Annotated in this window: 22 protein-coding genes; 4 read left to right on the forward strand and 18 right to left on the reverse strand. The window is 56.7% G+C overall.

Features of this window, described 5'->3' with window-relative positions; all coding sequences use genetic code 11:
- Nucleotides 1-76 precede the first annotated feature (76 nt).
- The 15 genes from hisH to AC6I6N_RS15655 form a co-directional block, all read right to left on the reverse strand.
- Nucleotides 77-724: an imidazole glycerol phosphate synthase subunit HisH gene (gene hisH, locus AC6I6N_RS15585; RefSeq protein ID WP_094197991.1), complete on the reverse strand. Its 648-nt coding sequence runs from the start codon at nt 722-724 to the stop codon at nt 77-79.
- A 20-nt stretch (nt 725-744) separates the two neighbouring features.
- Entirely contained in the window at nt 745-1,332 is a 588-nt protein-coding gene (gene hisB / locus AC6I6N_RS15590; RefSeq protein ID WP_094197990.1) for an imidazoleglycerol-phosphate dehydratase HisB, read from the reverse strand.
- 25 nt (nt 1,333-1,357) lie between these two features.
- Nucleotides 1,358-2,662, reverse strand: coding sequence for a histidinol dehydrogenase (hisD, locus tag AC6I6N_RS15595; protein WP_094197989.1), 1,305 nt, complete (start codon nt 2,660-2,662; stop codon nt 1,358-1,360).
- Nucleotides 2,663-2,791: 129 nt separating this feature from the next.
- Nucleotides 2,792-3,466, reverse strand: coding sequence for an ATP phosphoribosyltransferase (gene hisG / locus AC6I6N_RS15600; RefSeq protein ID WP_094197988.1), 675 nt, complete (start codon nt 3,464-3,466; stop codon nt 2,792-2,794).
- Nucleotides 3,466-4,725 (reverse strand): UDP-N-acetylglucosamine 1-carboxyvinyltransferase, encoded by a 1,260-nt coding sequence (gene murA, locus AC6I6N_RS15605; protein WP_094197987.1) that lies wholly within the window; start codon nt 4,723-4,725, stop codon nt 3,466-3,468. The genes hisG and murA overlap by 1 nt, the downstream gene beginning before the upstream one ends.
- Nucleotides 4,718-4,966 (reverse strand): BolA family protein, encoded by a 249-nt coding sequence (locus AC6I6N_RS15610; protein WP_009455487.1) that lies wholly within the window; start codon nt 4,964-4,966, stop codon nt 4,718-4,720. The genes murA and AC6I6N_RS15610 overlap by 8 nt, the downstream gene beginning before the upstream one ends.
- A 4-nt stretch (nt 4,967-4,970) precedes the next feature.
- On the reverse strand, nt 4,971-5,729 hold the full coding sequence (locus AC6I6N_RS15615) for an ABC transporter permease (protein WP_094198456.1): 759 nt from the start codon (nt 5,727-5,729) through the stop codon (nt 4,971-4,973).
- A gap of 95 nt (nt 5,730-5,824) precedes the next feature.
- Nucleotides 5,825-6,616 carry an ABC transporter ATP-binding protein gene (locus AC6I6N_RS15620; protein ID WP_108728398.1) on the reverse strand — a complete coding sequence of 264 codons (792 nt, stop codon included), beginning with the start codon at nt 6,614-6,616 and terminating at the stop codon, nt 5,825-5,827.
- A 185-nt stretch (nt 6,617-6,801) separates the two neighbouring features.
- Complete coding sequence (locus tag AC6I6N_RS15625) at nt 6,802-7,473, reverse strand: MlaC/ttg2D family ABC transporter substrate-binding protein (protein ID WP_094197985.1); 672 nt, start codon at nt 7,471-7,473, stop codon at nt 6,802-6,804.
- A gap of 39 nt (nt 7,474-7,512) precedes the next feature.
- Nucleotides 7,513-8,292, reverse strand: coding sequence for an MlaA family lipoprotein (locus AC6I6N_RS15630; RefSeq protein WP_108728782.1), 780 nt, complete (start codon nt 8,290-8,292; stop codon nt 7,513-7,515).
- A gap of 38 nt (nt 8,293-8,330) precedes the next feature.
- Complete coding sequence (mlaD, locus tag AC6I6N_RS15635) at nt 8,331-8,807, reverse strand: outer membrane lipid asymmetry maintenance protein MlaD (RefSeq protein ID WP_094197984.1); 477 nt, start codon at nt 8,805-8,807, stop codon at nt 8,331-8,333.
- Nucleotides 8,808-8,828: 21 nt separating this feature from the next.
- Nucleotides 8,829-9,614 (reverse strand): lipid asymmetry maintenance ABC transporter permease subunit MlaE, encoded by a 786-nt coding sequence (gene mlaE / locus AC6I6N_RS15640; protein ID WP_162496915.1) that lies wholly within the window; start codon nt 9,612-9,614, stop codon nt 8,829-8,831.
- Nucleotides 9,611-10,435 (reverse strand): ABC transporter ATP-binding protein, encoded by an 825-nt coding sequence (locus AC6I6N_RS15645; RefSeq protein WP_094197983.1) that lies wholly within the window; start codon nt 10,433-10,435, stop codon nt 9,611-9,613. The genes mlaE and AC6I6N_RS15645 overlap by 4 nt, the downstream gene beginning before the upstream one ends.
- Nucleotides 10,436-10,623: 188 nt before the next feature.
- Nucleotides 10,624-11,154, reverse strand: coding sequence for a chromate transporter (locus tag AC6I6N_RS15650; protein ID WP_094197982.1), 531 nt, complete (start codon nt 11,152-11,154; stop codon nt 10,624-10,626).
- Nucleotides 11,151-11,726: a chromate transporter gene (locus tag AC6I6N_RS15655; protein ID WP_094197981.1), complete on the reverse strand. Its 576-nt coding sequence runs from the start codon at nt 11,724-11,726 to the stop codon at nt 11,151-11,153. Before AC6I6N_RS15655 ends, AC6I6N_RS15650 begins: the two co-directional genes overlap by 4 nt.
- A gap of 645 nt (nt 11,727-12,371) precedes the next feature.
- Here AC6I6N_RS15655 and AC6I6N_RS15660 point away from each other — a divergent pair.
- From AC6I6N_RS15660 to AC6I6N_RS15670, 3 genes are all read left to right on the forward strand, one after another.
- Nucleotides 12,372-14,804: a 3-hydroxyacyl-CoA dehydrogenase/enoyl-CoA hydratase family protein gene (locus AC6I6N_RS15660; protein ID WP_497943620.1), complete on the forward strand. Its 2,433-nt coding sequence runs from the start codon at nt 12,372-12,374 to the stop codon at nt 14,802-14,804.
- Between the two features lie 19 nt (nt 14,805-14,823).
- On the forward strand, nt 14,824-16,017 hold the full coding sequence (locus AC6I6N_RS15665) for an acetyl-CoA C-acyltransferase (RefSeq protein WP_094197979.1): 1,194 nt from the start codon (nt 14,824-14,826) through the stop codon (nt 16,015-16,017).
- A 179-nt stretch (nt 16,018-16,196) separates the two neighbouring features.
- Complete coding sequence (locus AC6I6N_RS15670; protein ID WP_497943621.1) at nt 16,197-16,649, forward strand: DUF7832 domain-containing protein; 453 nt, start codon at nt 16,197-16,199, stop codon at nt 16,647-16,649.
- Between the two features lie 68 nt (nt 16,650-16,717).
- Here the strand turns inward: AC6I6N_RS15670 and AC6I6N_RS15675 are convergent, their stop codons facing one another.
- Nucleotides 16,718-17,593: a DMT family transporter gene (locus AC6I6N_RS15675; RefSeq protein WP_497943622.1), complete on the reverse strand. Its 876-nt coding sequence runs from the start codon at nt 17,591-17,593 to the stop codon at nt 16,718-16,720.
- A 122-nt stretch (nt 17,594-17,715) separates the two neighbouring features.
- Entirely contained in the window at nt 17,716-19,107 is a 1,392-nt protein-coding gene (locus AC6I6N_RS15680; RefSeq protein ID WP_108728403.1) for an aminotransferase-like domain-containing protein, read from the reverse strand.
- Nucleotides 19,108-19,233: 126 nt separating this feature from the next.
- Here AC6I6N_RS15680 and AC6I6N_RS15685 point away from each other — a divergent pair, with 126 nt between their 5' ends.
- Complete coding sequence (locus tag AC6I6N_RS15685; protein ID WP_094197975.1) at nt 19,234-20,097, forward strand: DMT family transporter; 864 nt, start codon at nt 19,234-19,236, stop codon at nt 20,095-20,097.
- Nucleotides 20,098-20,313: 216 nt separating this feature from the next.
- Here AC6I6N_RS15685 and AC6I6N_RS15690 read toward each other — a convergent pair whose 3' ends face one another.
- Nucleotides 20,314-21,804: a nucleobase:cation symporter-2 family protein gene (locus AC6I6N_RS15690; RefSeq protein ID WP_094197974.1), complete on the reverse strand. Its 1,491-nt coding sequence runs from the start codon at nt 21,802-21,804 to the stop codon at nt 20,314-20,316.
- Nucleotides 21,805-22,400: the final 596 nt, after the last annotated feature.

Raw genomic sequence — 22,400 nt, forward strand, 5'->3', positions numbered from 1 at the left:
GTCTTTAGCCGTAAAAAACGTAAGAAATACTGGGTCGGAAAAAGTCGAAAAGACGCCAGGAAGCTTTATTGAAAAATCATGGCTTCCAGTTGGCGAAATTCCGGAACAGTTGCAGGCCGTTGTCCGCACTTTTCTCAGGATGGCATTGCAACGCAAAAATATTAGCGTTTGCGATCGCCGAGGTAAAGCGTTGGCCATAGTGCGTCGAACCACAAGTTTGATCTATATGCAGCGGATCGACAAAGTAGCTATGCACAAAGTAAAAGAACGCGCCATCTTCAATGCCAGCCCATAAGGGGTGGTCTTGAGTCTGGTGTACGCGGTTCCAGCCAATATGGGGCACTTTCAGCCCGGTGCCGGAGGCGTGGTCGCTGCTTTTGTAGTTTGGGCCCTCAAAACGGCGCACTTGGCCGGGAATCAGACCTAAACAGGGGACATTGCCTTCCTGACTGGAGTCGAACAGCATTTGTTCGCCTACGCAGATACCTAATAAAGGTTTGCTGCGGGCTGCAGTCAGCAAGGCATCGCGCAAACCGGATTGGTCCAGGTGGGCCATGCAATCGGGCATGGCTCCCTGGCCGGGTAATACAACCCGGTCCGCATCCAGAATGGCTTGAGGAGTTTGAGCAAGAACAATGCGCGCATCAGGTGCAGCGGCATGCAGTGCCCGGGCAACCGAGAAGATGTTGCCCGAACCGTAATCGACAATAGCGATAGTGGTCACGATGTGTGTCCAAAGGACGTTTACAGAACCCCTTTGGTCGAAGGCACCACGCCTTCGCTACGTGGGTCCAGCTCCAGAGCCATACGCAATGCTCGACCAAAGGCTTTAAACACGGTTTCGCACTGATGATGTGCGTTTTCGCCGCGCAGGTTATCGATGTGCATAGAAACCAGGGCGTGGTTGACAAAACCCTGGAAAAACTCGCGTGCCAAGTCTACATCGAACTGACCGATTCGTGCGCGGGTAAAGGGCACAAAATAAAACAGACCAGGGCGACCGGAGAAGTCCACGACGACGCGCGACAGGGCTTCGTCCAGCGGCACGTAGGAGTGGCCATAGCGGCGCAGACCGGCTTTGCTACCGACAGCCTTGGCAAATGCCTGGCCCAGCGCAATGCCGATATCTTCGACGGTATGGTGGTCGTCGATGTGGGTATCGCCCTCACAGTGCACATCCAAGTCGATCAGACCGTGGCGGGCAATCTGGTCCAGCATGTGGTCCAGAAAAGGCACACCGCTGTTGAGCGAGTGACGGCCGGTGCCGTCCAGGTTAACGGCCACGCGGATGCGGGTTTCATTGGTATTGCGGGTAATCTCGGCGGTACGCATATCAGAGCCGGCGGCAAGGCCGGTATCAGGATTGGTTCAATCGGAATTGCGCGCTGGCAGCGTGGGCGTACAGGCCCTCGCCTTGTGCCAGCGTAGCGGCTATGGGTCCCAGTGTCTGGGCGCCTGATTCTGAAACCTGAATAATGCTGCTGCGTTTCTGGAAATCGTAGACGCCCAACGGTGACGAGAAACGCGCAGTGCGTGCCGTCGGCAGGACATGGTTAGGCCCGGCACAGTAATCGCCCAGCGATTCGGAGCTGTAGGGGCCTAGGAAAATGGCGCCAGCATGGCGGATTTTGCCCAACAAGTCCTGGGCGTTCCGGGTAGAGACTTCCAGGTGTTCCGGCGCGATATGGTTGCTGATCTGACAGGCCTCGTCCAGATCGCGGACGTGGATCAGGGCTCCCCGGCCAGACAGGCTGCGACGGATGATGTCCTCGCGTGGCATGGTGGGTAACAAGCGTTCGATAGCGGCTTCAACCTGATCCAGAAAGTCGGCATCGGGGCACAGCAAGATGGCCTGGGCCAGCTCGTCGTGTTCGGCCTGGGAGAACAGGTCCATGGCCACCCAGTCGGCCGGAGCACTGCCGTCGCTGATGATCAGGATTTCGGAGGGGCCGGCAATCATGTCGATACCCACCACACCAAAGACGCGGCGTTTGGCAGCGGCTACATAGGCGTTGCCGGGGCCGACAATCTTGTCCACCGCAGGAATGGTATCCGTGCCGTAAGCCAAGGCGCCCACGGCTTGTGCGCCACCAATGGTGAACACGCGATCGACACCACCTATGGCGGCGGCGGCCAGCACGATAGGGTTGCGCACGCCATCGGGTGTAGGCGTGACCATGATCAGTTCAGGAACACCCGCCACTTTGGCGGGAATGGCGTTCATCAGAACCGAGGAGGGGTAAGCGGCCTTGCCACCGGGAACATACAGTCCCACACGGTCCAAGGGGGTGACTTGCTGGCCCAGCACGGTGCCGTCGGCTTCTGTGTAGGTCCAGGTTTGGGCACGTTGATGTTCGTGATAACGGCGCACGCGCTCGGCGGCCTGCTCCAGTGCCTTGCGCTGATCGGCGGGCAGGCTGTCCAGGGCTGCAAACAGCTCTTCTTTAGAAATTTCCAGTGCCGAAGCCTGTTCAACGGCCAGTCGGTCAAAGCGCTGGGTGTAATCCAACAAGGCCGTGTCTCCCTCATGCTGGATACGATGCAGAATCTCGGCACAAGCGTGCTCGATAGACGCGTCTTCAGACGCTTCGTAAGCCAGTAGCGTGCGCAGTTCGGCATCGAACTGGGCGGATTGAGAGTTCAGGCGATGGATCAGTGACATGTCGCTATAGGAAAAAGCTAAGGATCAAGGGCCAGTGTATAACATTTCGCTTGCGCAAAAGGCGGTCTGCGTCTTTTGCGCAAGCAGGATTGTTCGGCTGTTTGTCCCCTGCAAGAAGCAGGGGAGATTTTACTCGTCCACCGAGGCGCGAGAGAAAGCGTCGATCAGGGGTTGTAGCTGGGTACCACGGTTTTTCATGGCAGCTTGATTGACGATCAAACGCGAGGAGATGGGGGTGATGTCTTCCACTTCCACTAGCTTGTTGGCACGCAGGGTGCCGCCGCTGGAGACCAGATCCACAATGGCGTCAGCCAGACCGACCAGCGGGGCCAGCTCCATGGAGCCATATAGCTTGATCAGGTCCACGTACACGCCTTTGCTGGCGAAGTGTTCGCGAGCCGCGCGCGTGTATTTGGTTGCGATACGCAAGCGCGAACCTTGTTTGACAGCCGAATGGTAGTCAAAGCCCTCCGCCACGGCTACGCACAGACGGCAACGGGCAATGTTCAGATCCACGGGCTGGTATAGACCGCCGGGGTGCTGTTCCATGTGCTCGTACAACACGTCCTTGCCGGCAATCCCGATATGGGCGGCACCGTATTGCACGTAGGTCGGCACGTCCGTGGCACGCACAATAATCAGACGCAGGTCCGGATTATTGGTGGGCAGGATCAGTTTGCGCGACGTTTCCGGGCTTTCCAGCACTTTGATGCCCGCCTCTTCCAGCAAAGGCAGGGTTTCGTCAAAAATCCGGCCTTTGGACAAGGCCAGCGTCAGAGGTTGATTTAAACCGGCGGGGCTCATTAGGTTTCCTTGCTGCTGATTCGCTCGATGTTGGCGCCTACGGCTTGAAGCTTGGCTTCCATACGGTCGTAGCCACGGTCCAGATGGTAGATGCGTTCGACGGTGGTGTCACCCCGAGCAGCCAGACCCGCAATGACCAAACTGGCCGAAGCACGCAGGTCGGTTGCCATGACGGTAGCGCCCGTCAGGTAGGGGGCGCCGGTAACCACGGCCATATGGCCTTCGATATCAATCTGTGCACCCAGACGGTTCAATTCCTGCACGTGCATGTAGCGATTTTCAAAGATGGTTTCCACAACCGAGGCGGTGCCGTCGGCAATGGTGTTCAAGGCCATCAGTTGAGCTTGCATGTCGGTAGGGAAACCGGGATATTCGCTGGTGCGAAAGCTAACGGCCTTAGGGCGACCATTCATGCTGGCCTTGATCCAGTCCGGACCGGTTTCAATGTGCAGACCGGCTTCGCGCAGCTTGTCCAGCGTGGCGCCCATGGCGTCAGCATCGGTATTGCGCAAGGTCAGTTCGCCACCGGTAGCGGCAACAGCACACAGGAAGGTGCCGGCTTCAATACGGTCGGGGCAGATGGTGTGCTTGGCACCGTGCAGGCGTTCGACACCGTCAATGACGATGCGGTCGGTGCCGTGGCCCTGGATCTTGGCGCCCATCTTGATCAGCAGCTCGGCCAGATCAATAATTTCTGGTTCGCGGGCCGCGTTCTCCAGAATGGTTTGGCCTTCTGCCAGGACAGCGGCCATCATCAGGTTTTCGGTGCCGGTGACTGTCACCATGTCCGTGCGCACCACTGCACCACGCAAGCGTTTGGCGCGGGCATTCACAAAGCCGTGCTCGACATGGATTTCTGCACCCATGGCAGCCAGACCCTTGATGTGCTGATCTACCGGGCGTTGGCCAATGGCGCAACCACCGGGCAGGCTGACGCGGGCCTGGCCAAAGCGGGCCAGCAGGGGGCCCAGCACCAGAATGGAGGCGCGCATGGTTTTCACCAGCTCGTAGGGCGCTTCCAGATTGGTGATGTTGCCTGCATTGAGCTCCAGCGTGCCATTGCGCTCCTGGGTGACACCCAACTGGCCCAAGAGCTTCAGGGTGGTGTCGATATCGCGCAGACGCGGGACATTGTCCAGGTACACCGTATCGGCAGTCAGCAAACTGGCGCACAGAATAGGCAGAGCAGCGTTTTTGGCGCCAGAGACGGTGATCTCGCCATTGAGGCGTTGTCCGCCTGTGATGCGTAATTTATCCATTCGGATTGGCCTTGTATTCGTCGGGGGTCAGCGTGCGCATGGACAGGGCGTGGATTTCAGCTTTCATCCGGTCACCCAGGGCCTTGTAGACCAGTTGGTGACGCGCAATCAGGCGTTTGCCTTCAAAGGCGGTGCTGACGATCAGGGCCTCAAAGTGCGAACCATCGCCTTGCACTTGCAAGTGTTCACAGGGCAGGTTGTCGGCAATGTATTGGTGAACTTGTTCGGGAGTCGGCAACATGAGATCAATTCCGTAATTTATAGCCTGAGGCAAGCAGGCGTAGCGAAATCAGACACAGCGCAACAAAGACGCTGGCGACAACGGTCAGGCTGAACCAGGGAGAAATATCCGAGGCGGCAAAAAAACCGTAGCGGAATCCGTCAATGGTATAGAGCAACGGATTCCAGTGTGAAACAGTCTGCCAAAACGGCGGCAGGCTATGAATTGAATAGAACACACCTGACAAAAAGGTGGCGGGCATGATCAGAAAGTTCTGGAACGCGGCCAACTGGTCGAATTTTTCAGACCACAGGCCGGCGATCAAGCCTAAGGTGCCCATGATGCCGCAAGACAGGACGGCAAAGACCAATACCCACAAAGGCTTGGCCAGGGGCAAGGAGACAAAGAACAGGGACACCAACCAGACACAGAGGCCCACACAGATGCCACGGGCGATGGACGCCAGCAGATAAGCAGCGAAAATTTCGCGGTGCGACAGTGGCGGCAACAGGATAAAGACCAGATTGCCTGTGATGCGGCTTTGAATCAATGATGACGAGGGGTTTGCAAAGGCGTTTTGCAACATGCTCATCATCATCAGGCCCGGAATCAGGAAGGCGGTGTAGGGCACGGAGTCGTACACCGTGACGCGACCTTCCAGTACGTGGGCGAAAATCAGCAAATACATCAGCGCTGTCAGCACCGGAGCGGCAATGGTCTGAAAGCCCACTTTCCAGAAACGCATCAGCTCTTTGCGCAGCAGTGTCGGGAAGCCCGAGCCCATCTTGGGCTGAGGGGGCAGGCTCAGGGTGCCGATCTTGCTTGCGGGTGCGTCCGTGTTTTGTGGCACACCCCAGTGTTTGGGAGAGGGGTTCTGGTTCACAGTGCGACTCCCATTTTTCCTTCGTTGTGCATGATGCGCACAAATGCATCCTCCAGATCGTGGCCACCCGCGCGTTCCATAATGGCTTGTGTGGTATCCAGGGCGACAATCTTGCCACTCTTGAGCATGGCCAGTCGGCCACAGAGGGCCTGGGCTTCTTCCAGATAGTGGGTGGTCAGCAAGATGGTGTGGCCTTGTTGATTCAGACGAATGATGAATTCCCACAGCGTGCGGCGCAGGTCCACGTCCACACCGGCAGTGGGTTCATCCAGAATAATGACAGGGGGGCGATGGACCAGTGCCTGGGCAACCAGCACGCGGCGCTTCATGCCACCGGACAAGGCACGCATATTGGTGTCGGCCTTGTCGCTCAAGGCCAGATTGGCCAGGATCTCGTCGATCCAGTCATCATTGTGTTTCAGGCCAAAATAGCCCGATTGCAGACGCAAGGTTTCACGAACAGTGAAAAAGGGATCATAAACAATTTCCTGTGGCACCACGCCCAGCGATTGGCGGGCTTTTTGGTACTGGGTGCGCACATCGTAACCACAGACACTGACCTGGCCGCTGGTGGGACGGGTCAGGCCCGCCAACATGGAAATCAGGGTTGTTTTGCCGGCGCCGTTGGGGCCGAGCAAGCCAAAAAACTCACCATGTTCGATAGTCAGGCTGACCTGATCGACGGCCAGAAAACCGGCATCGGAGCGGGGAGGGGAAAACAGGCTTTTGAGTCCCCGGCTTTGGGGGGCGAAGCGTTTGCTGACGTTATCGAGTTTGAAGGCGGACATGGCAATTTGGTTGGCCTGACGCGAGTGTGGCGGTACAAGTCGTCGCGGTAGCGTCTTTGTTAACTAAACAGGCCTACGCATGGGCGTAGACCTGTTTGGGGGTGATCAGGCTCTTTATTATAGAGTACGACTCTGGTCTGCTTAAGAAAGCTCGACCAAAGCGCCCGAGCTTGCCACGGCCTGTCTTAGCTGTTTTGCTTGTTCAGCGCCTGAATCAGGCCATCAATGCCACTTTGTTCAATTTGCTGGGCAAATTGGTTGCGGTAGTTTTGGATCAGCCAGATACCTTCCACGTTCAAGTCGTAGATTCTCCAGCCTTCAGGTGTTTTCTCCAGGCGGTAATCTACGCCAACCGGGCCACCGTTGGACTGGGTCAGCGAGGAGCGCACAACCACGTCGTCCGCATTGGCATCACCACGGAAAGGCAGAATGGTCAGCTGGGTCTTGTCATCCACACGGGACAAGGCGCCGCTGTAGGTGCGAACCAAGGTGCCCTTGAAAGCCTCGACCAGTCTTTGGCGTTGATCTGCGCTGGCTTGGCGCCAGTAGCGGCCAGCGGACAGGCGAGTGGTCTTTTCCAGGTTCACGTACGGCATGATGTTTTCGTTCACAGCGGCCGTGATGGCAGCACGATCACCCTTGCGGATGGCCTCGCTTGCCTTGACAACTTGCAATGCCTGATTGCCAACCGTTTCAACAAACTTGTTGGGCTCGCCTTTAGGGTCGGCGGCTTGGGCGTGCGCGGCGACAGCATACAAACACAGGGCCAGCGCGGCACAGGTGGTCAGAACCCAGGAAATCAGGCGAGAGGGAGAGGACTGCAAAGCAGTCCCGCCCAAGGCGGGACGGGAAATCATAAAAAAACTCCGGAATAATGTTCTGCGGGCAGGGCGTTTTTATTCGTCTGCGTCCGAGTAGTCAGGCAGGTCCTGGCTAGAGTCGCCACCGGTGCGACGGTCTTGAACCATCGCATGGCGTCGTTGCAGGTAAGCGTCGCGTATGAAGCTGTAGCGGTCAAGGGCGATGTCGTTAACAAGTTTTTCTGTATCCAGCACGCCGGCGCGGGCATCCAGCGCCCACAGACCCATGATGCTGTTGCGTACCGGTACATCCTTGATCGCCATGATCGGGCCCGTGGAGGAAAAGCCTTCCAGGAAGCTGGTGCCGCGTGCCAAACCGTCACGAACCGTGCTTGGGCCAAAGAAGGGCAGAACCACGTAAGGTCCAGGCTTGATGCCCCATACGCCCAGCGTTACGCCAAAGTCGTTGGGGATGCGCTCAGAGCCGTTCATGGTGGCAACGTCGATACAACCACCCAGGCCCATGGTGGAGTTGAACAGGACACGGCCCAGGGTGTTGAAGAAGTCAACATGCTCGCCTTGCAGGAAGCTGTTGACGGCCGACCAGGCATCGCCCAGGTTGTTGAAAATGTTACTAATGCAGGTGCGTGCGGGCTGCGGTGTCAGGGCGGTATAGCCTTCTGCAATGGGTTTGATCAGCGCGCCGTCCACGGTTTCGTTAAAAGCGTAGATGCCACGGTTCATGCTCTCCCATGGGTCCTGGGGGTTGGGGTTGGGCACATTGGCGCAACCGGCCACAAGGGCAGCACTGGCACCGACCAGGCTCAAACGGACTCCACGAGGCAGGGAGTAAGAGCGGCGAGTTGTTGTATTCATGGTTGTGTCGTCTGTAATGAGCATGAGTCAGCGGTTTACTACTCCGATTTGGAGCCGCCGTCATTGGAGGCCGTGTTGTAAAGGAACTTGCTGATCAGTTCCTCCAGCACAACCGCGCTTTGGGTATAGGTAATGGTGCTACCGCTTTGCAAATTCTTGTCGTCGCCGCCGGCAGTCAGACCTATGTATTGTTCACCCAACAGGCCCGAGGTCAGAATGGAGGCCGACGTGTCTACGGGGAACTTGTAGTGTTCGTCCATATCCAGTGTGACCACGGCTTTGAAGTCCTGATTGTCAAAACCAATGGAGCTGACTCGACCAACGACCACACCGCTGGCCTTGATGGGCGCACGTGGTTTCAGGCCACCTAGATTATCGAACTTGGCAGAGACTTGGTAGGTTTTGGCAAAGGAAAAAGAACTGAGGTTACCCGCCCGCAGAGCCAGGAATGCCAGTGCGACCAGCCCCAGCAAAACAAACAGGCCAACCCAGAAATCGGTTTTCTCGCGATTCATAGCTGAGCAATTCCTAAATAGTTAACTGAACATAAGGGCGGTGAGCAGGAAGTCCGTGCCCAATACCGCCAAAGCGCCGCTGACAACGGTGCGTGTGGTCGCGCGAGAAACGCCTTCGGGCGTGGCCTTGGCATGCCAGCCCATATACAGCGCAATCAAGGTCACGATCAGGCCAAATACCAGGCTCTTGATCACACCGTTGAGTACGTCATCAATCACATCGACGCCATTTTGCATCTGTGACCAAAAGGCGCCGGCATCAATGCCGATCATTTGTACGCCGACGATATAGCCGCCCAAAATACCGACCATGGAAAAGACGGCGGCCAGAATAGGCATGGCAATAATGCCACCCCAAAAACGCGGCACCAGCAGGCGTCGCAAGGGGTCGACTGCCATGACTTCCATGGCAGCAATCTGTTCACCGGCTTTCATCAAACCGATCTCGGCAGTGAGCGACGTACCGGCCCGACCAGCGAACAGCAAAGCGGTCACAACGGGGCCCAGTTCTCGTACCAAAGACAGGGCGACCAGCAGACCCAGCGCCTCTTCGGAACCATAACGATTCAGTGTGTAATAGCCTTGCAAGCCCAGCACAAAACCGACGAACAGGCCGGAAACGGCAATGATCAGCAGCGAATAGTTGCCGATAAAGTGAATTTGCTGGGAAACCAGACGGGGGCGGCGCCACAGCAGCGATGAACGTGCTAGCAAGGCAGCAAAAAGGCGGCTGAATGCGCCCAGCCCGTAAATGCTGTTGCGTATCGCAGTGCCTAGCGCGCTAATCGGGGCGGTAATGAAGTTCATGAGCGCGTCGTCCGATTTTGGAGCCAGGCTTCAAAAGCCGGGGTGACGGGATAGTTAAAGGCGATGGGGCCATCGGGTTCGCCACGCAGGAACTGTTGCACGTAGGGATCTTTGGAGGCGCGCAGCTCGGTGGGCGTGCCTTGGGTTAGCAAACGTCCCTGGCCAACCATATAGACTTGATCAGCAATGGCAAAAGATTCGGCCACATCGTGCGTAATCAGTACCGAAGCGCAGTTCAGGCGATCCGTCAGGTCTCGAATCAGTTGTGCGGTAATGCCCATAGAAATAGGATCCAGGCCGGCAAAGGGTTCGTCGTACAGAATCAGCTCGGGCTCCAGCACAATGGCGCGAGCCAAGGCAACCCGGCGGGCCATACCGCCAGAGATTTCATTGATGCCCAAATGGGCGGCGGCACGCAGGCCAACGGCGTCCAGCTTGTCCAGCACACGATCTTCAATGGCGGGTTCAGAATCGTTTGTTAGCTCCCGCAAAGGGAAAGCCACGTTTTCAAATACGTTCAGGTCGGTAAACAGGGCACCCTGCTGAAACAGTACACCCATGCGTTGACGCGTCTGGCGCAGGGCCTCGCCGTCCAGCTTGGCCAGGTCCTGGCCAAAAACCGTGACCGTGCCTTTTTGGGCGCGAATTTGCCCAGTAGCAGCACGCAGAAGTGTTGTTTTTCCGGAACCCGATCCCCCCATCATGGCAACGACCTGGCCTTTCTGGACGGTCATGGACACGTCCGCCAGTACGGTAAAAGCACCATAACCCAGCGAGGCAGAATCCAGATTTAGTACGGCTTGGTCAGTATTTACAGCCATGTCGCGGGCAAAAGGGAGGTAAAAGGACCTGCCATTGTACTGCTTGCAGCTCTGGCGGCTCAATGTCTTGCGCTTTCTGAACACAGGATCGTGACGCTTTTATGACCTATTTTGTGGCGCTTGATACAGCCACTTACTTAAAGTCGGGGCTAGCGATGAAGTCCTCATGTTTACGGGGCGAATTTATCTTAGGTGGCGGGTTGCATCAAGGCAAATAGCAATCCGCCACCTGCCAGTAACCATAAAGGGTTGATGCGACTTAGCAGCAGAATGGCCGTACAGGCCAGAGCTGTGCCCCAGGCCCACAATCCGCCTTGAGCCGCTTTTAGGATTGTGCCGCTGGCGGCCAGGATCATGCCTGCGGCAATGGGTAGTAGCCCGATTTCAATAGCGCGGATGATGCGCGTGCCTTCATGGCGTTTCCAGATGGTCGCCAAGTAGTAGATCAGTAAGGCCGATGGTAGAAAAATGGCTACGGATGCGGCCAGGGCACCGGCCCAGCCTGCTGCCTTCCAACCCACCAGAGTCACAAGCAAGGATTTCGGGCCGGGTGTCAGGCGCGACAGGGCGAACAGGTCCAGAAACTCCTGATTGTTGAGCCAGCCATGGATTTCTACCGATTGCCGGTGAATTTCCGGGATGATGCTCTGCCCGCCGCCTATAGTCAGAAAAGACAGAGGCGCGAACACGCGCATGAGCTGGAACAGGACCGTGATCATGATTGTGCTGCCGATGAATCCCCAAGCTGTAGCCAGGCGTACCAGACGGACAGCGGCGCACAGATCAGAATAACGGGGATCAGGCTCCATTCCATGACGAAAATGCCGAGAAAAACCGCCAACATGATCGCAATTGGCACAATTCCGGTAGCTGCGCTGCGCGCCGAGCGTACGCCCATTTCAAGCGACAGACCGATGGCGGCTGCGGCAATCCCGGCCATGGCCTGAGGCACCAGGGTAGAGCCTGTCAGTTGTTCTAGACCAATCAGCATGAAAATGGCCAGGAGCAGCGGGGGAAGTACCATGCCCAGCGTGGCAAGCAAAGCTCCAGGTCCGGCCAGTAGACGGTAACCAATCCAAATAGAGAGATTCACCACATTGATGCCGGGTAGTGCCTGGGATAGGGCCAGACCGCTCAGAAAGTCTGCCTGGCTCATCAGGCGTCGCTGGACGACAAACTCGCGCATTAGCCAGCCACTCAAGCCCCCGCCAAAGCTGGTCAGGCCAATTCGGGCAAAGATCAGAAACAGAGCGCTTAAGGATAAAGGGGGAGCTTCTTGAGACCGGGTCATAGGGCAATGAAGGCGGATAGGGCTCGTCAAAAGTGGAAGTTTGAGCATTCTGGCATACAAATTAAGCCGTTTTTGCCCTCTTGTGGGCTCGGGTAGGGGGCTGATCCTCCTTGCCAAAGGTGCTGCGGTGCCTTTATCAGTAAGAGCATGGCTGCTGGGCAGGGATGGCTCCAAGCTCTTGCCATCCCCAAGTGTTCCTTATTTGTTTGAAATATTTAAAGAAAAAAATTAATTAAAGTAAATCAAAAAATTAAATAAAAATGAATTGAAATAAATAAGAAAAGAATTAAATAAACAACTTGAAACCATGTGTGGTGCCAGCTTGGTAGGGTATGAAGCAATTGCTGGTAATGAAGGGGGAAATAGGCTTTTTATGGGTTCAATCTATTGAAATAAAAGACATTGAAACGACCGTTTGAATTTTATGCAAAGAAGTCTAAGTGAATGGACAGGCCGGCCAGGATCAGAACATGGACCGTTTTATGAAGACGGATTTGATCTATGCTCATCTTTGATTGAAAATAAAAAAGACTTTATGGTCTTAAAGCCGGTTGTGCGTGTACGATTATTCGATTGCCTCGCATCGTAGAGCGTCCTTTTGGGGCCTTATGCTGCGTGGGGTTTCAGTTTCCTGGAGACAAACCTATGACATCTAGTTCAGCCAGTGCAGTGACGGGCAGTGCCCGTACCTTGCGTCGGGTCGCCGTGTGCGGTGCCGGCGTCATGGGCGCGCAAATTGCCGCTCATTGCGTCAATGCAGGCATACCAGTAGTTCTGTTTGATCTGCCCGCCCGCGAGGGTCCAAAAAATGGCATTGCCATTCGTGCCATTGCCAATCTGCGCAAAATGAATCCCGCTCCTTTAGGTACGCCAGACTTGGCCGACCTGATCGAACCCGCCAACTACGAAGACAATCTGGATCGTCTGGCCGATTGCGATCTAGTGATCGAAGCCATTGCCGAGCGTCTGGACTGGAAGCAGGATTTGTATCGCAAAATCGGGCCAGCACTGAACCCTAGTGCCATCATTGCCAGCAACACGTCCGGTTTGTCCATCACGTCCTTGGCGGACGTTCTGCCTGAAGCGCTGCGCCCACGTTTTTGCGGCGTGCACTTTTTCAACCCACCGCGCTACATGAGCCTGGTGGAGCTGATCCCCACGAAATACACCCAGCCCGAGCTGCTGGATGTTCTGGAAACTTTCCTGGTATCGCAGTTGGGCAAGGGCGTGGTTCGCGCCAAAGATACCCCCAACTTTATCGGTAACCGCATCGGTGTTTTTGGCATTCTGTCCGTGTTCGAGCAGGCTCGCCGTTTCTCCCTGACCTACGAGCAGGTTGATGAATTGACGGGCACGCGCCTGGGCCGCGCCAAATCGGGTACTTACCGTACCGCCGACGTGGTTGGTCTGGATACGCTGGCACACGTGATCCGCACCATGCAGGATCAACTGCCCGATGACAGCTTCAAAGCACACTTTGGCCTGCCGCCAGAAGTGCAGGGCCTGATTGATGCGGGCGCCTTGGGTCAAAAGACCGGCGCCGGTTTCTTCCGCAAGAAGGGTCGCGAGATTCAGCGTTTCGATGCCCAGCAGCGTGATTACGTGGCCGCTGACCAGAAAATTGATCCCGATGTGGCCGCCATTTTGGCCGTACGTGACCCGGCTGAGCGCCTGCGTCAGCTGCGCGAGTCCGACAAGCCTCAGGCTCAATTCGTGTGGGCGGTGCTGCGTGATACCTTCCACTACAGCGCCATTCATCTGCAAGACATTGCCGACAACGCACGTCAGCTGGATCTGGCCTTGAAATGGGGCTTTGGCCACAAGCAAGGCCCGTTCGAGATCTGGCAGGCTGCCGGATGGCGTCAGGTGACGGAGTGGATCAACCAGGACATTCAAGAGGGCAAGACGCTGAGCAGCCAGGCGCTGCCAGACTGGGCGACTCGTGGTCCTGTGTGGGAAGCGCAAGGTGTACACACCGCCGCTGGCTCCTGGAATCCTTCGCAAAGCCGTTTTGAAGGCCGTAGCCATCTGCCTGTTTACCAGCGTCACATTGGCACACCTTTGCTGGTTGGCGAGGTCGAATCTCTGGAAACCACCACCGTTTTTGAAGATGAGTCGGTGCGTTGCTGGACACTGCCCGCGCCGCACCCACAAGATGTGCTGATCGTGTCCTTCAAGACCAAGATGCACACGCTAAGCCCCGGTGTGGTCAATGGCATGTTCAAGGCCATTGAATTGGCCGAAGCTTCGTATCAGGCGCTGGTGGTGGCCCAGGAGGGTGATCCATTCTCCGCAGGCGCGGACCTGAAAGCCATTTTGCCCGTGTTCGAGAAAGAAGGTGTGGCCGGCGTTGAGCCTGTGGAACGTGCCATGCAGGACATGGTTTTGCGTATCCGTTACGCCCAAGTGCCGGTGGTGGCTGCTGTGGCCGGTCTGGCACTGGGTGGCGGTTGCGAACTGGCTGTGCATTGCGCGCACCGCGTCGCTCACTTCGAGTCCTACATTGGTCTGGTTGAAGTGGGTGTGGGTCTGGTTCCAGGCGCAGGTGGTCTGGCTTACTCGGCTCGTCGCTCTGCTGAACTGCAAGCCATGGGTGCACCCGATGCCCCGCTGCTGGCCTATCTGAAGCGTTTTGCTCTGGCTATCGCCAGCGCCCAGGTGTCGCGCTCCGCTCTGGACGCCCGTCAGCTTGGTTTCCTGAAAGAGTCTGACACCATCGTCATGAACCGCCAGGAACTGGTTTACGTGGCCGTACGTCAGGCACAGGCTCTGGCCAGCGCTGGTTGGCGTGCGCCATTGCCACGTCGCTTCCCGGTTGCCGGTCGCGATGGCATCGCCACGCTGAAAGCACAGTTGGTGAACATGAAAGAAGGTGGTTTTATCTCGGAATATGACTTCCATATTGCCGAGAAAGTCGTAACCGTGATCTGCGGGGGCGATGTGGATCCCGGCTCGCTGGTGGATGAAGCCTGGATGATGGCGCAAGAGCGGCAGGCTTTCCTGGAGCTGCTCAATTCCCCCAAGACCCAGGAACGTATCACTGGGATGTTGAGCACTGGCAAGCCAGTGCGTAACTAGAGCGGATCAAGGAGTAGACATGACTGTACAACAAGCTTATATCGTCGCTGCCAAGCGGACGCCCATCGGAAAAGCGCCTCGTGGTGTGTTTTCGTCCTACCGCCCTGACGAGTTGCTGGCTGAGGCCATTCGCGGCATGCTGGCCGATGTTCCCAAACTGGACCCTGCGGCCATTGAAGAGGTGGTAGCCGGTTGCGCTCTGCCTGAAGGCCCGCAAGGCTTTAACGTTGCGCGTATTTCTGCCCTGCTGGCAGGCCTGCCGCACACCGTGGCCGGGATGACCGTCAACCGATTCTGCGCCTCGGGCTTGAGCGCCATTGCGATTGCTGCCGACCGTATCCGTACGGGCCAGGCGGACATCATCGTGGCGTCGGGTGTGGAGTCCATGAGCCAGGTGCCGGTGATGGGTGTAAACACCTCGTTCAGCCCCGAGATTTTTACCTCGGATGAGAACTACGGTATTGCCTACGGCATGGGTCTGACTGCCGAAGAAGTGGCGCGTCAGTGGAAAGTGTCCCGTGAGGATCAGGACGCATTTGCCTTGGCGTCGCACCAGAAAGCCGTCAAGGCGTGGGAGTCCGGCGAGTTCACGGGCGAAGTTCTGCCTGTGACGGTCACACGTCGTCAGCCGAACCTGAGCACTCAGGAAATCTCCGTCAAGACCCAAGTGGTTGATCGTGACGAAGGTCCACGTCCTGATACCAGCCTGGAAGTGCTGGGCAAACTGCGTCCCGTGTTTGCTGCGCGTGGCTCGGTCACGGCGGGCAACAGCTCGCAGACCTCAGATGGGGCAGGCGCCTTGTTGGTTGTTTCCGAGCGTGCCTTGCGTGAGCACAACCTGACGCCGCTGGCCCGTTTCGTGACCTTCTCGGTCCGTGGTGTGCCGCCGCAGATTATGGGTATCGGCCCTAAAGAAGCTGTGCCTCATGCGCTGGCCTTGGCTGGCCTGAAGCAAGACCAGATGGACTGGATCGAGCTGAACGAAGCCTTTGCTGCTCAATCTCTGGCGGTGATCCGTGATCTGGGCCTGGACCCCGAGCGCGTTAATCCGCTGGGCGGTGCTATTGCCATGGGCCACCCTCTGGGTGCAACGGGTGCCATGCGTGCCGCGACCGTGGTTCATGCCTTGCAGCGTCGTCAGTTGAAATACGGCATGCTCACCATGTGTATCGGTACTGGCATGGGAGCCGCCGGGATTTTCGAGCGAACATAATTTCCGATCTGCTGCTGTTTCTATCGTTGCTGGACAAAGCCGCCTTCGGGCGGCTTTTTATTGGGCTGTCCCCTGTGTGAGTGTCTAATGGATTGATACTATTAAGATTGTTTTCTTAAAACCCGCTGTGTGATCGATATACTGATTCAGGACATACGCATCCCTACGGAGGTTCGACATTGAAAACGCACACTGATCCCGTTAAATATGACGCCGTAGACTGGCATGTTGGGGGAGATTATCCCGCCGATCTGGGTCCGCAAGGCGGCCGTACACACATAGGTATGTATTTGGCCTGGTTGGTGGAAAAAGACCTGTTGGCGAGTGCTTTCGTAGATCGCTACCCTAATGAGGTTCGCCAGTGCCGTGATCACATGCTCAAAGGCTCGCAACTGCTGCAAGAGTGTTGCGATGATGTGCTGGTCAGCGAGTACTTGTCCGAGCTGGGTAAGGCTTTCAGTGATTTTTATTACGACGAGCTGTTTCTGGACGATTACGTGGATACGCTGGACGACGCGGCCTTGCCATCGATTTATCACGTGCCCGACGATTGGAACAGCTATGAAACCTTGCGCCTGGTGCTGGAGCAACGTTACCGGCATTGGCGGCAGGAGCAGGGGCTGGACGGCTAGTCTTGCTTATCTGTTTCCATCATTGCGGCCCACGTGTAGAGCTGGGCGCGCAAGGCGGCGTAGCTGACCTACGCTGCCTTGCGTTTGCCGATCAGTCCTGTGGCCAGCAAGGTGCCAAATAGTACGGTGCTCATGCCGATCAGCATCTGCGCGGTCAGCGCTTCGTCCAAGAGCAAGGCACCCCACAGCACCCCAAACGGCGGCACCAGAAAGGTCACCGTAATGGTTTTGGAGGGGCCGACATTGGACAGCAGGCGGTAAAAAATCAGGTAGGCGACCGCTGTACACAGCAAGGATAAGGACAGCGCAGCGCCCCAGGCATGCAGACCCGGAAACTGTGCGGGCCACCAGTAAATAGCCGCTGGCAACAGCACCAATGTTGCGCTGACCATGCTGCCTGCGGCGACGGCCTGTGGCTGTACACCACGCAGGTAGCGGGCGGTAAAGTTGGCGGCAATACCGTAGAACACGGTAGCCAGCAAAGAAGCCAGTACGGCCCAGCCCTCGGCGCCTTTATTGAAGCTAAGTTTGTCGTACACCAGAATCAGAATGCCCAGAAAACCCAGACAAAGCCCCAAAATGCGGCTGGGTGTCAGGCGCTCTTTCAGCCAGACTCGGGCGACAAGCGCACCAAACAAGGGAGCCATGGCGTTCAAGACGGCCAGCAGCCCCGATTCCAGCCGCAAGGCGGCAAAGGCATATAAGGAAAAGGGTACGGCGGCATTCAGAATACCCAGTGCAAAGATGGGTTGCCAGTTCGCCAGAAAGGAGGGTAAACGTCCGGTGACGGTGATGTAGCTCATTAAGGCCAAGGCGCTGAAACCGACACGCACGGCGGTCAGCGGGAAGGGACCAAAGTCGGGGACAGCTTGCAGCGTAAATAAAAACGAGCCGCCCCAGATGGCGGCCAGCAGGAATAAATCGCGTAAGTCTTTTGGGGACATGGGAATGGGGGCAGTGGTGGCGGTCCACATGGGCCGCATAACAGGGCAGATTGTAATCCCCTGGCCGCGACCGGGACACTGATATGGGTGTGGCGGCAGGAGGCCTGAAACCTCTGGGCGCTTTAGGCAGACAGCTCTTTGTCCAGTGCGCGTTTCAGTACGCTAAAGACGCGTTTGTCCGTGCATTGTGCGGCGTTGAAACGCAGGAACTGCTTGGCATCAGGAGCTTGGCTAAACACAGGGCCTGGAGCCAGTACCACTCCCTGCGGCAGGCACGCACGGGCCAGACTCAAGGCGTCATGTCCAGCGGGCAGCCGTGACCATAGAAACATGCCCTCGCGGGGGTGCAGCCAGGGTGTCAGGCCGAGCCGCTCCAGCTGGGTCAGGCTGTGATCCATTGCTTTGGAGAGCCGGTATCGAACGCGCTCCAGATGCTTGCGATAGCCGCTGTCGCTAAGTGCGCTATTCAAAATCTGAGCGGATAGGCGGTTGCTGCTAAAGCTGGTTGCGGTGCGCAAATCCACCAAGCTTTCGATCCAGGCAGTCTGGGCAGCAATGTATCCGCAACGCAGCGAGGCCGATAGTGTTTTGGAGAAACTGCCTATTTGCACCACGCGGGACAGGCCATCCAGTGCAGCTAGCCGGGTTGCGGGGCGGGTTTCCAGATCTCCGAAAATATCGTCTTCAATAATATAGAGGTCAGCACGTTGTGCCATGGCCAGTACGCTATGCGCCGTCATGGCCGACAGGCGTGCGCCGGTTGGGTTGTGTATGCCGGAGTTGGTGATGTAGAGGCGGGGTTTGTGCTCTTGCAATGCCGCCTCAAAAGCCGCCAGGTCGGGGCCTTGATGCGTGTAGGGCACACCGACGACCTTGGCTCGGTGCGCTCGCAATAAGGCGTGGAAATTGAAGTAGCACGGGTCATCGACCAGGACGGTATCGCCAGGCTCCAGGAAAAAGCGACAGAGCAGATCAATGGCCTGTGTGCCCGAGTCGGTCAGCATGATTTGATGAGGCGCCGCATCAATTTCGGACAGCACCAGACGGCGGGCCAGTCGTTGTCGCAACGCCTCCAGACCGAGTGGCGAACCGTAGTCCGTTAAGTCTGAGCTGTGGCTACGCGCTGCCTTGCGCAGGCCCCGACGCACTCCCTGGTCGTACATCCAGTCCGAGGGTAACCAGCCACAGCCCGGCATTAAGACATCTGCATTTGCTTCCAAGGATTGGCGCGAGATCCATAACGGGTCAATATCCCGCTCCAAAGCCGGATCCAGGGCGGCCAAGTTCAGCGGGGCCAACGGAGCCGTCACGTAAAAGCCGGACCCTGCACGAGCTTGGATCAGGCCTTCAGCCGCCAACCTGTCATAGGCTTCCACAATGGTGGACACGGAAACCCCCGCTGCCTGGGCTTGGGCACGTATCGAAGGCAGGCGGGTGCCGGGCGGATATGTCCGTGCCGCGATGTGTTCACGCACGGATTGCATGATGTGGTCTATACGGGTAACGGCAGACATGGGGCGGGCTTGGGCACGGTGTATGGGTCTGGTGGGCAGTACAGTTTTTTAAAACTGTACTGGACTGTGCCTAGGTATGCTGGCATAGCTGTGTTGTACTGACAAGCATCTTTGTCGGAGCGAATGATGGATAGCAAGGCAGTCAGTTGGCTAAACGGCTTTATGGGCGTCGCAATCTTTGCCGGTTCTTTACCGGCGACGCGTGTTGCTGTGCTGGGTATGGATCCTTTTTTCCTGACCGGAGCGCGAGCGGTGGTCGCCGCTTTGCTGGCGGCTGCCTGGTTAGTGATTGGGCGCGTGGCACGGCCACAACGATCGGACCTCTTACCCCTGGCCGTGGTTGGTTTTGGTGTTGTGCTGGGATTCCCTTTGCTGACGGCGCTGGCCCTGCAGTACATCACTTCAGCGCATTCCATTGTGTACGTCGCCTTGTTGCCTTTGTGCACAGCGCTCTTTGGGGTGGTCTTGGCTGGTGAACGGCATAAACCCGTGTTCTGGGTGTGCTCTGTTTTAGGCTGCTTGCTCGTGATGGCCTATGCCGCGCGAGAAGGTCTGGATGCGGCCTGGCAAGGGGATCTGTACATGTTGGCCGCCGTGGTGGTGTGTGGCCTGGGTTATGCCGAAGGCGGACGCCTGTCACGTCGTCTGGGCGGCTGGCAAGTGATTTGCTGGGCCTTGGTGCTTTCCTTGCCTTTCATGTTCGTCATGATGCTGTGGTTCTGGCCCCAGAGCTTCAGTCATGTGAACACTGCCGCCTGGTTAGGTTTCGGCTATGTATCAGTATTCAGCATGTTCCTGGGTTTTGTGTTCTGGTATCGAGGGTTGGCACACGGCGGGATCGCTGCGGTGGGGCAATTACAGTTGCTGCAACCTTTTATGGGCTTGGGACTGGCTGCCGCTTTATTGGGCGAGTCCGTCAATGCCAGCATGATCTGGGTCACTTTAGGCGCTGCCTTGTGTGTGGCTGGCGCACGGCGTTTTGCTTCGTGATGTCAGAAAAGGGGAGCAGCCACGCGCTGCGCCTTTGGTTTGATGCCCAGCAAGGAGGCGATCTTTCTCTTTGGACAGCCCAGCGACAAGTAACTTGTACGCCGTTTTCAGTTGGCAGTTCCTGAAGGGGGCGTTTTCGCTTGGTGTATCGGACGATAAAAAACCGGCCTGTCATGGATTCGACAGGCCGGTTTCACGACAAGCTTGGCAAGCGTTTCAGGCTTCAGCGTGCTTGGCGGCTTCTACCGCTGCATGCGTATCTTCTTTAGCACCATTAAAGAACAAGTTCAGCAGAACGGCAGCAATCGAGGTCAGCAAGATGCCCGACTCGATCAGCGGGTGAATGGCGTGAGGCATCCACTGCATGTAGTTGGGGGCCACCAGAGGAATCATGCCCACGCCAATGGAGATGGCCACAATCATGGAGTTATTGCGGTTGGTCTTGTAGTCCACGCCGGACAGAATGCGGATACCAGTGGCCGTCACCATACCGAACATCACAATCCCGGCGCCGCCCAGAACCACGGTAGGCAGGGACTCAACCAGGGCCGCCATCTTGGGCAGCAGGCCCAGAATAATCAGAATCACGCCACCGGCCACGCAGACAAAGCGGCTGCGTACGCCAGTAACGGCAACCAGACCCACGTTTTGCGAGAAGCTGGAGTAGGGGAAGGTATTGAAAATACCGCCCAGCAAGGTGCCCAGACCGTCGGTACGTAGGCCGCGTGCCAGATCTTTCTGATCTACTTTCTTGCCTGTCATATCGCTCAACGCCAGGAACATGCCGGTCGATTCGATCAGCACCACAATCATGACCAGCGTCATGGTGGCAATGTGAAGGAGGTTGAATCGAGGCATCCCGAAGTGGAATGGCAAGACCAGATCCACCCAGGCAGCGTTGGCCACTTTTTCGTAAGTCATGATGCCCATGGCCGACGCCACAACCGCGCCAATGACAATACCCAGCAATACGGCCACGTTAGCCAGAAAGCCTTTTGCAAATTTAGCGATCAGCAGAATCGAGGTCAGCACGATGGCGGCAATGCCCAGACCGGTCAGGTTGGCATAGCGCGGGTTGGGTACCGTTGCTTTCAAGGCCAGACCTTCTGGGGGTGGGGGCAAGGCAGAGCCGGGCATGGCCGCAGCCGATTGTGCGTGTTGAATCCAGGCCAGGTGGTCGGGGTTAATGACCGTGGGGGCGGTAGGGCCGACAGGGTTACCGAAAATCCAGTTGATCCCTACGCGCATCAGCGTAATGCCGATCATGGCAATAATGGTGCCGGTCACCACAGGCGGGAAAAAGCGCAGCATGCGGCTAACGGCAGGGGCGATGATCATGGTGATGATCCCCGCCCCAATCACGGTGCCAAAAAGCAATTGGGCCCCTTCCTGACCTGGGTTGGCCTGTGCCATGGACACCATGGGGCCCACAGCGGCAAAGGTTACGCCCATCATGACGGGCAGTTTGATGCCAAAGTACTGCGTGAAGCCCATCGATTGAATGATGGACACGATGCCGCAGACAAACAGGTCAGCGGCAATCAAGATAGATACTTCTTCAGACGTCAGGTTCAATGCCCGGCCCACAATTAGTGGAACCGCGACAGCACCGGCGTACATTACCAAAACGTGCTGCAAGCCCAGCGCCGCCAGTCGGCCGTTTGGTAATCGTTCGTCGACGGGTGCGGTGGTCGCGTTCGTACCCATGAAATGTCTCCAGAGTGGATTAATTATTAGATCAAGCCACTTCAATGTAACGGCGTGCGACAGCCAGGCCATAAGGCAATTCGTATAGAGCCTAGGTGTGCCTAGCTATAGATGAGGGATAACCCCCAAAAAAACTGCCCTGATTCGGGTGTTTTTGATGCGGCTAAGGGAAAACGCTGCTTTGGTAGTACTGGGGGCGTAGGCCAGAAGGGGGGCATCGTATACCGGCACCAGTAACGGTTTTGCGCTGGTCGTGCGTCTGTCTTGTTTGTATCAAAAATGAGAGTTTAGATGCGATTACCTGGTTTTTTTCTCTTGTTGTAACGCACGTGATTGTCAATTATGACTGACCTGTAAGTGGCCTGATAGTCTTGAAGAAGCTTGTTTAAAGGCATTCGCGCAGCAGCGGATTGTTACAGTGCGCCTGTGTCTCATTTCAATTCTTTATGGATTAGAACAACTGCGTAATGGTAACATTCCGAGCTGCTAATCTTTTTGCAGTGCAGCAGGTTAGCACCAGTAGGAAAAGTTTTTTGGTGAGAAAAAGACTTTGCTTAATATCACGTTAATAGTTTCATTTTTCTCAAGGTGGCAGC

It is taken from the genome of Alcaligenes sp. LTN-3 (genome assembly GCF_059735605.1).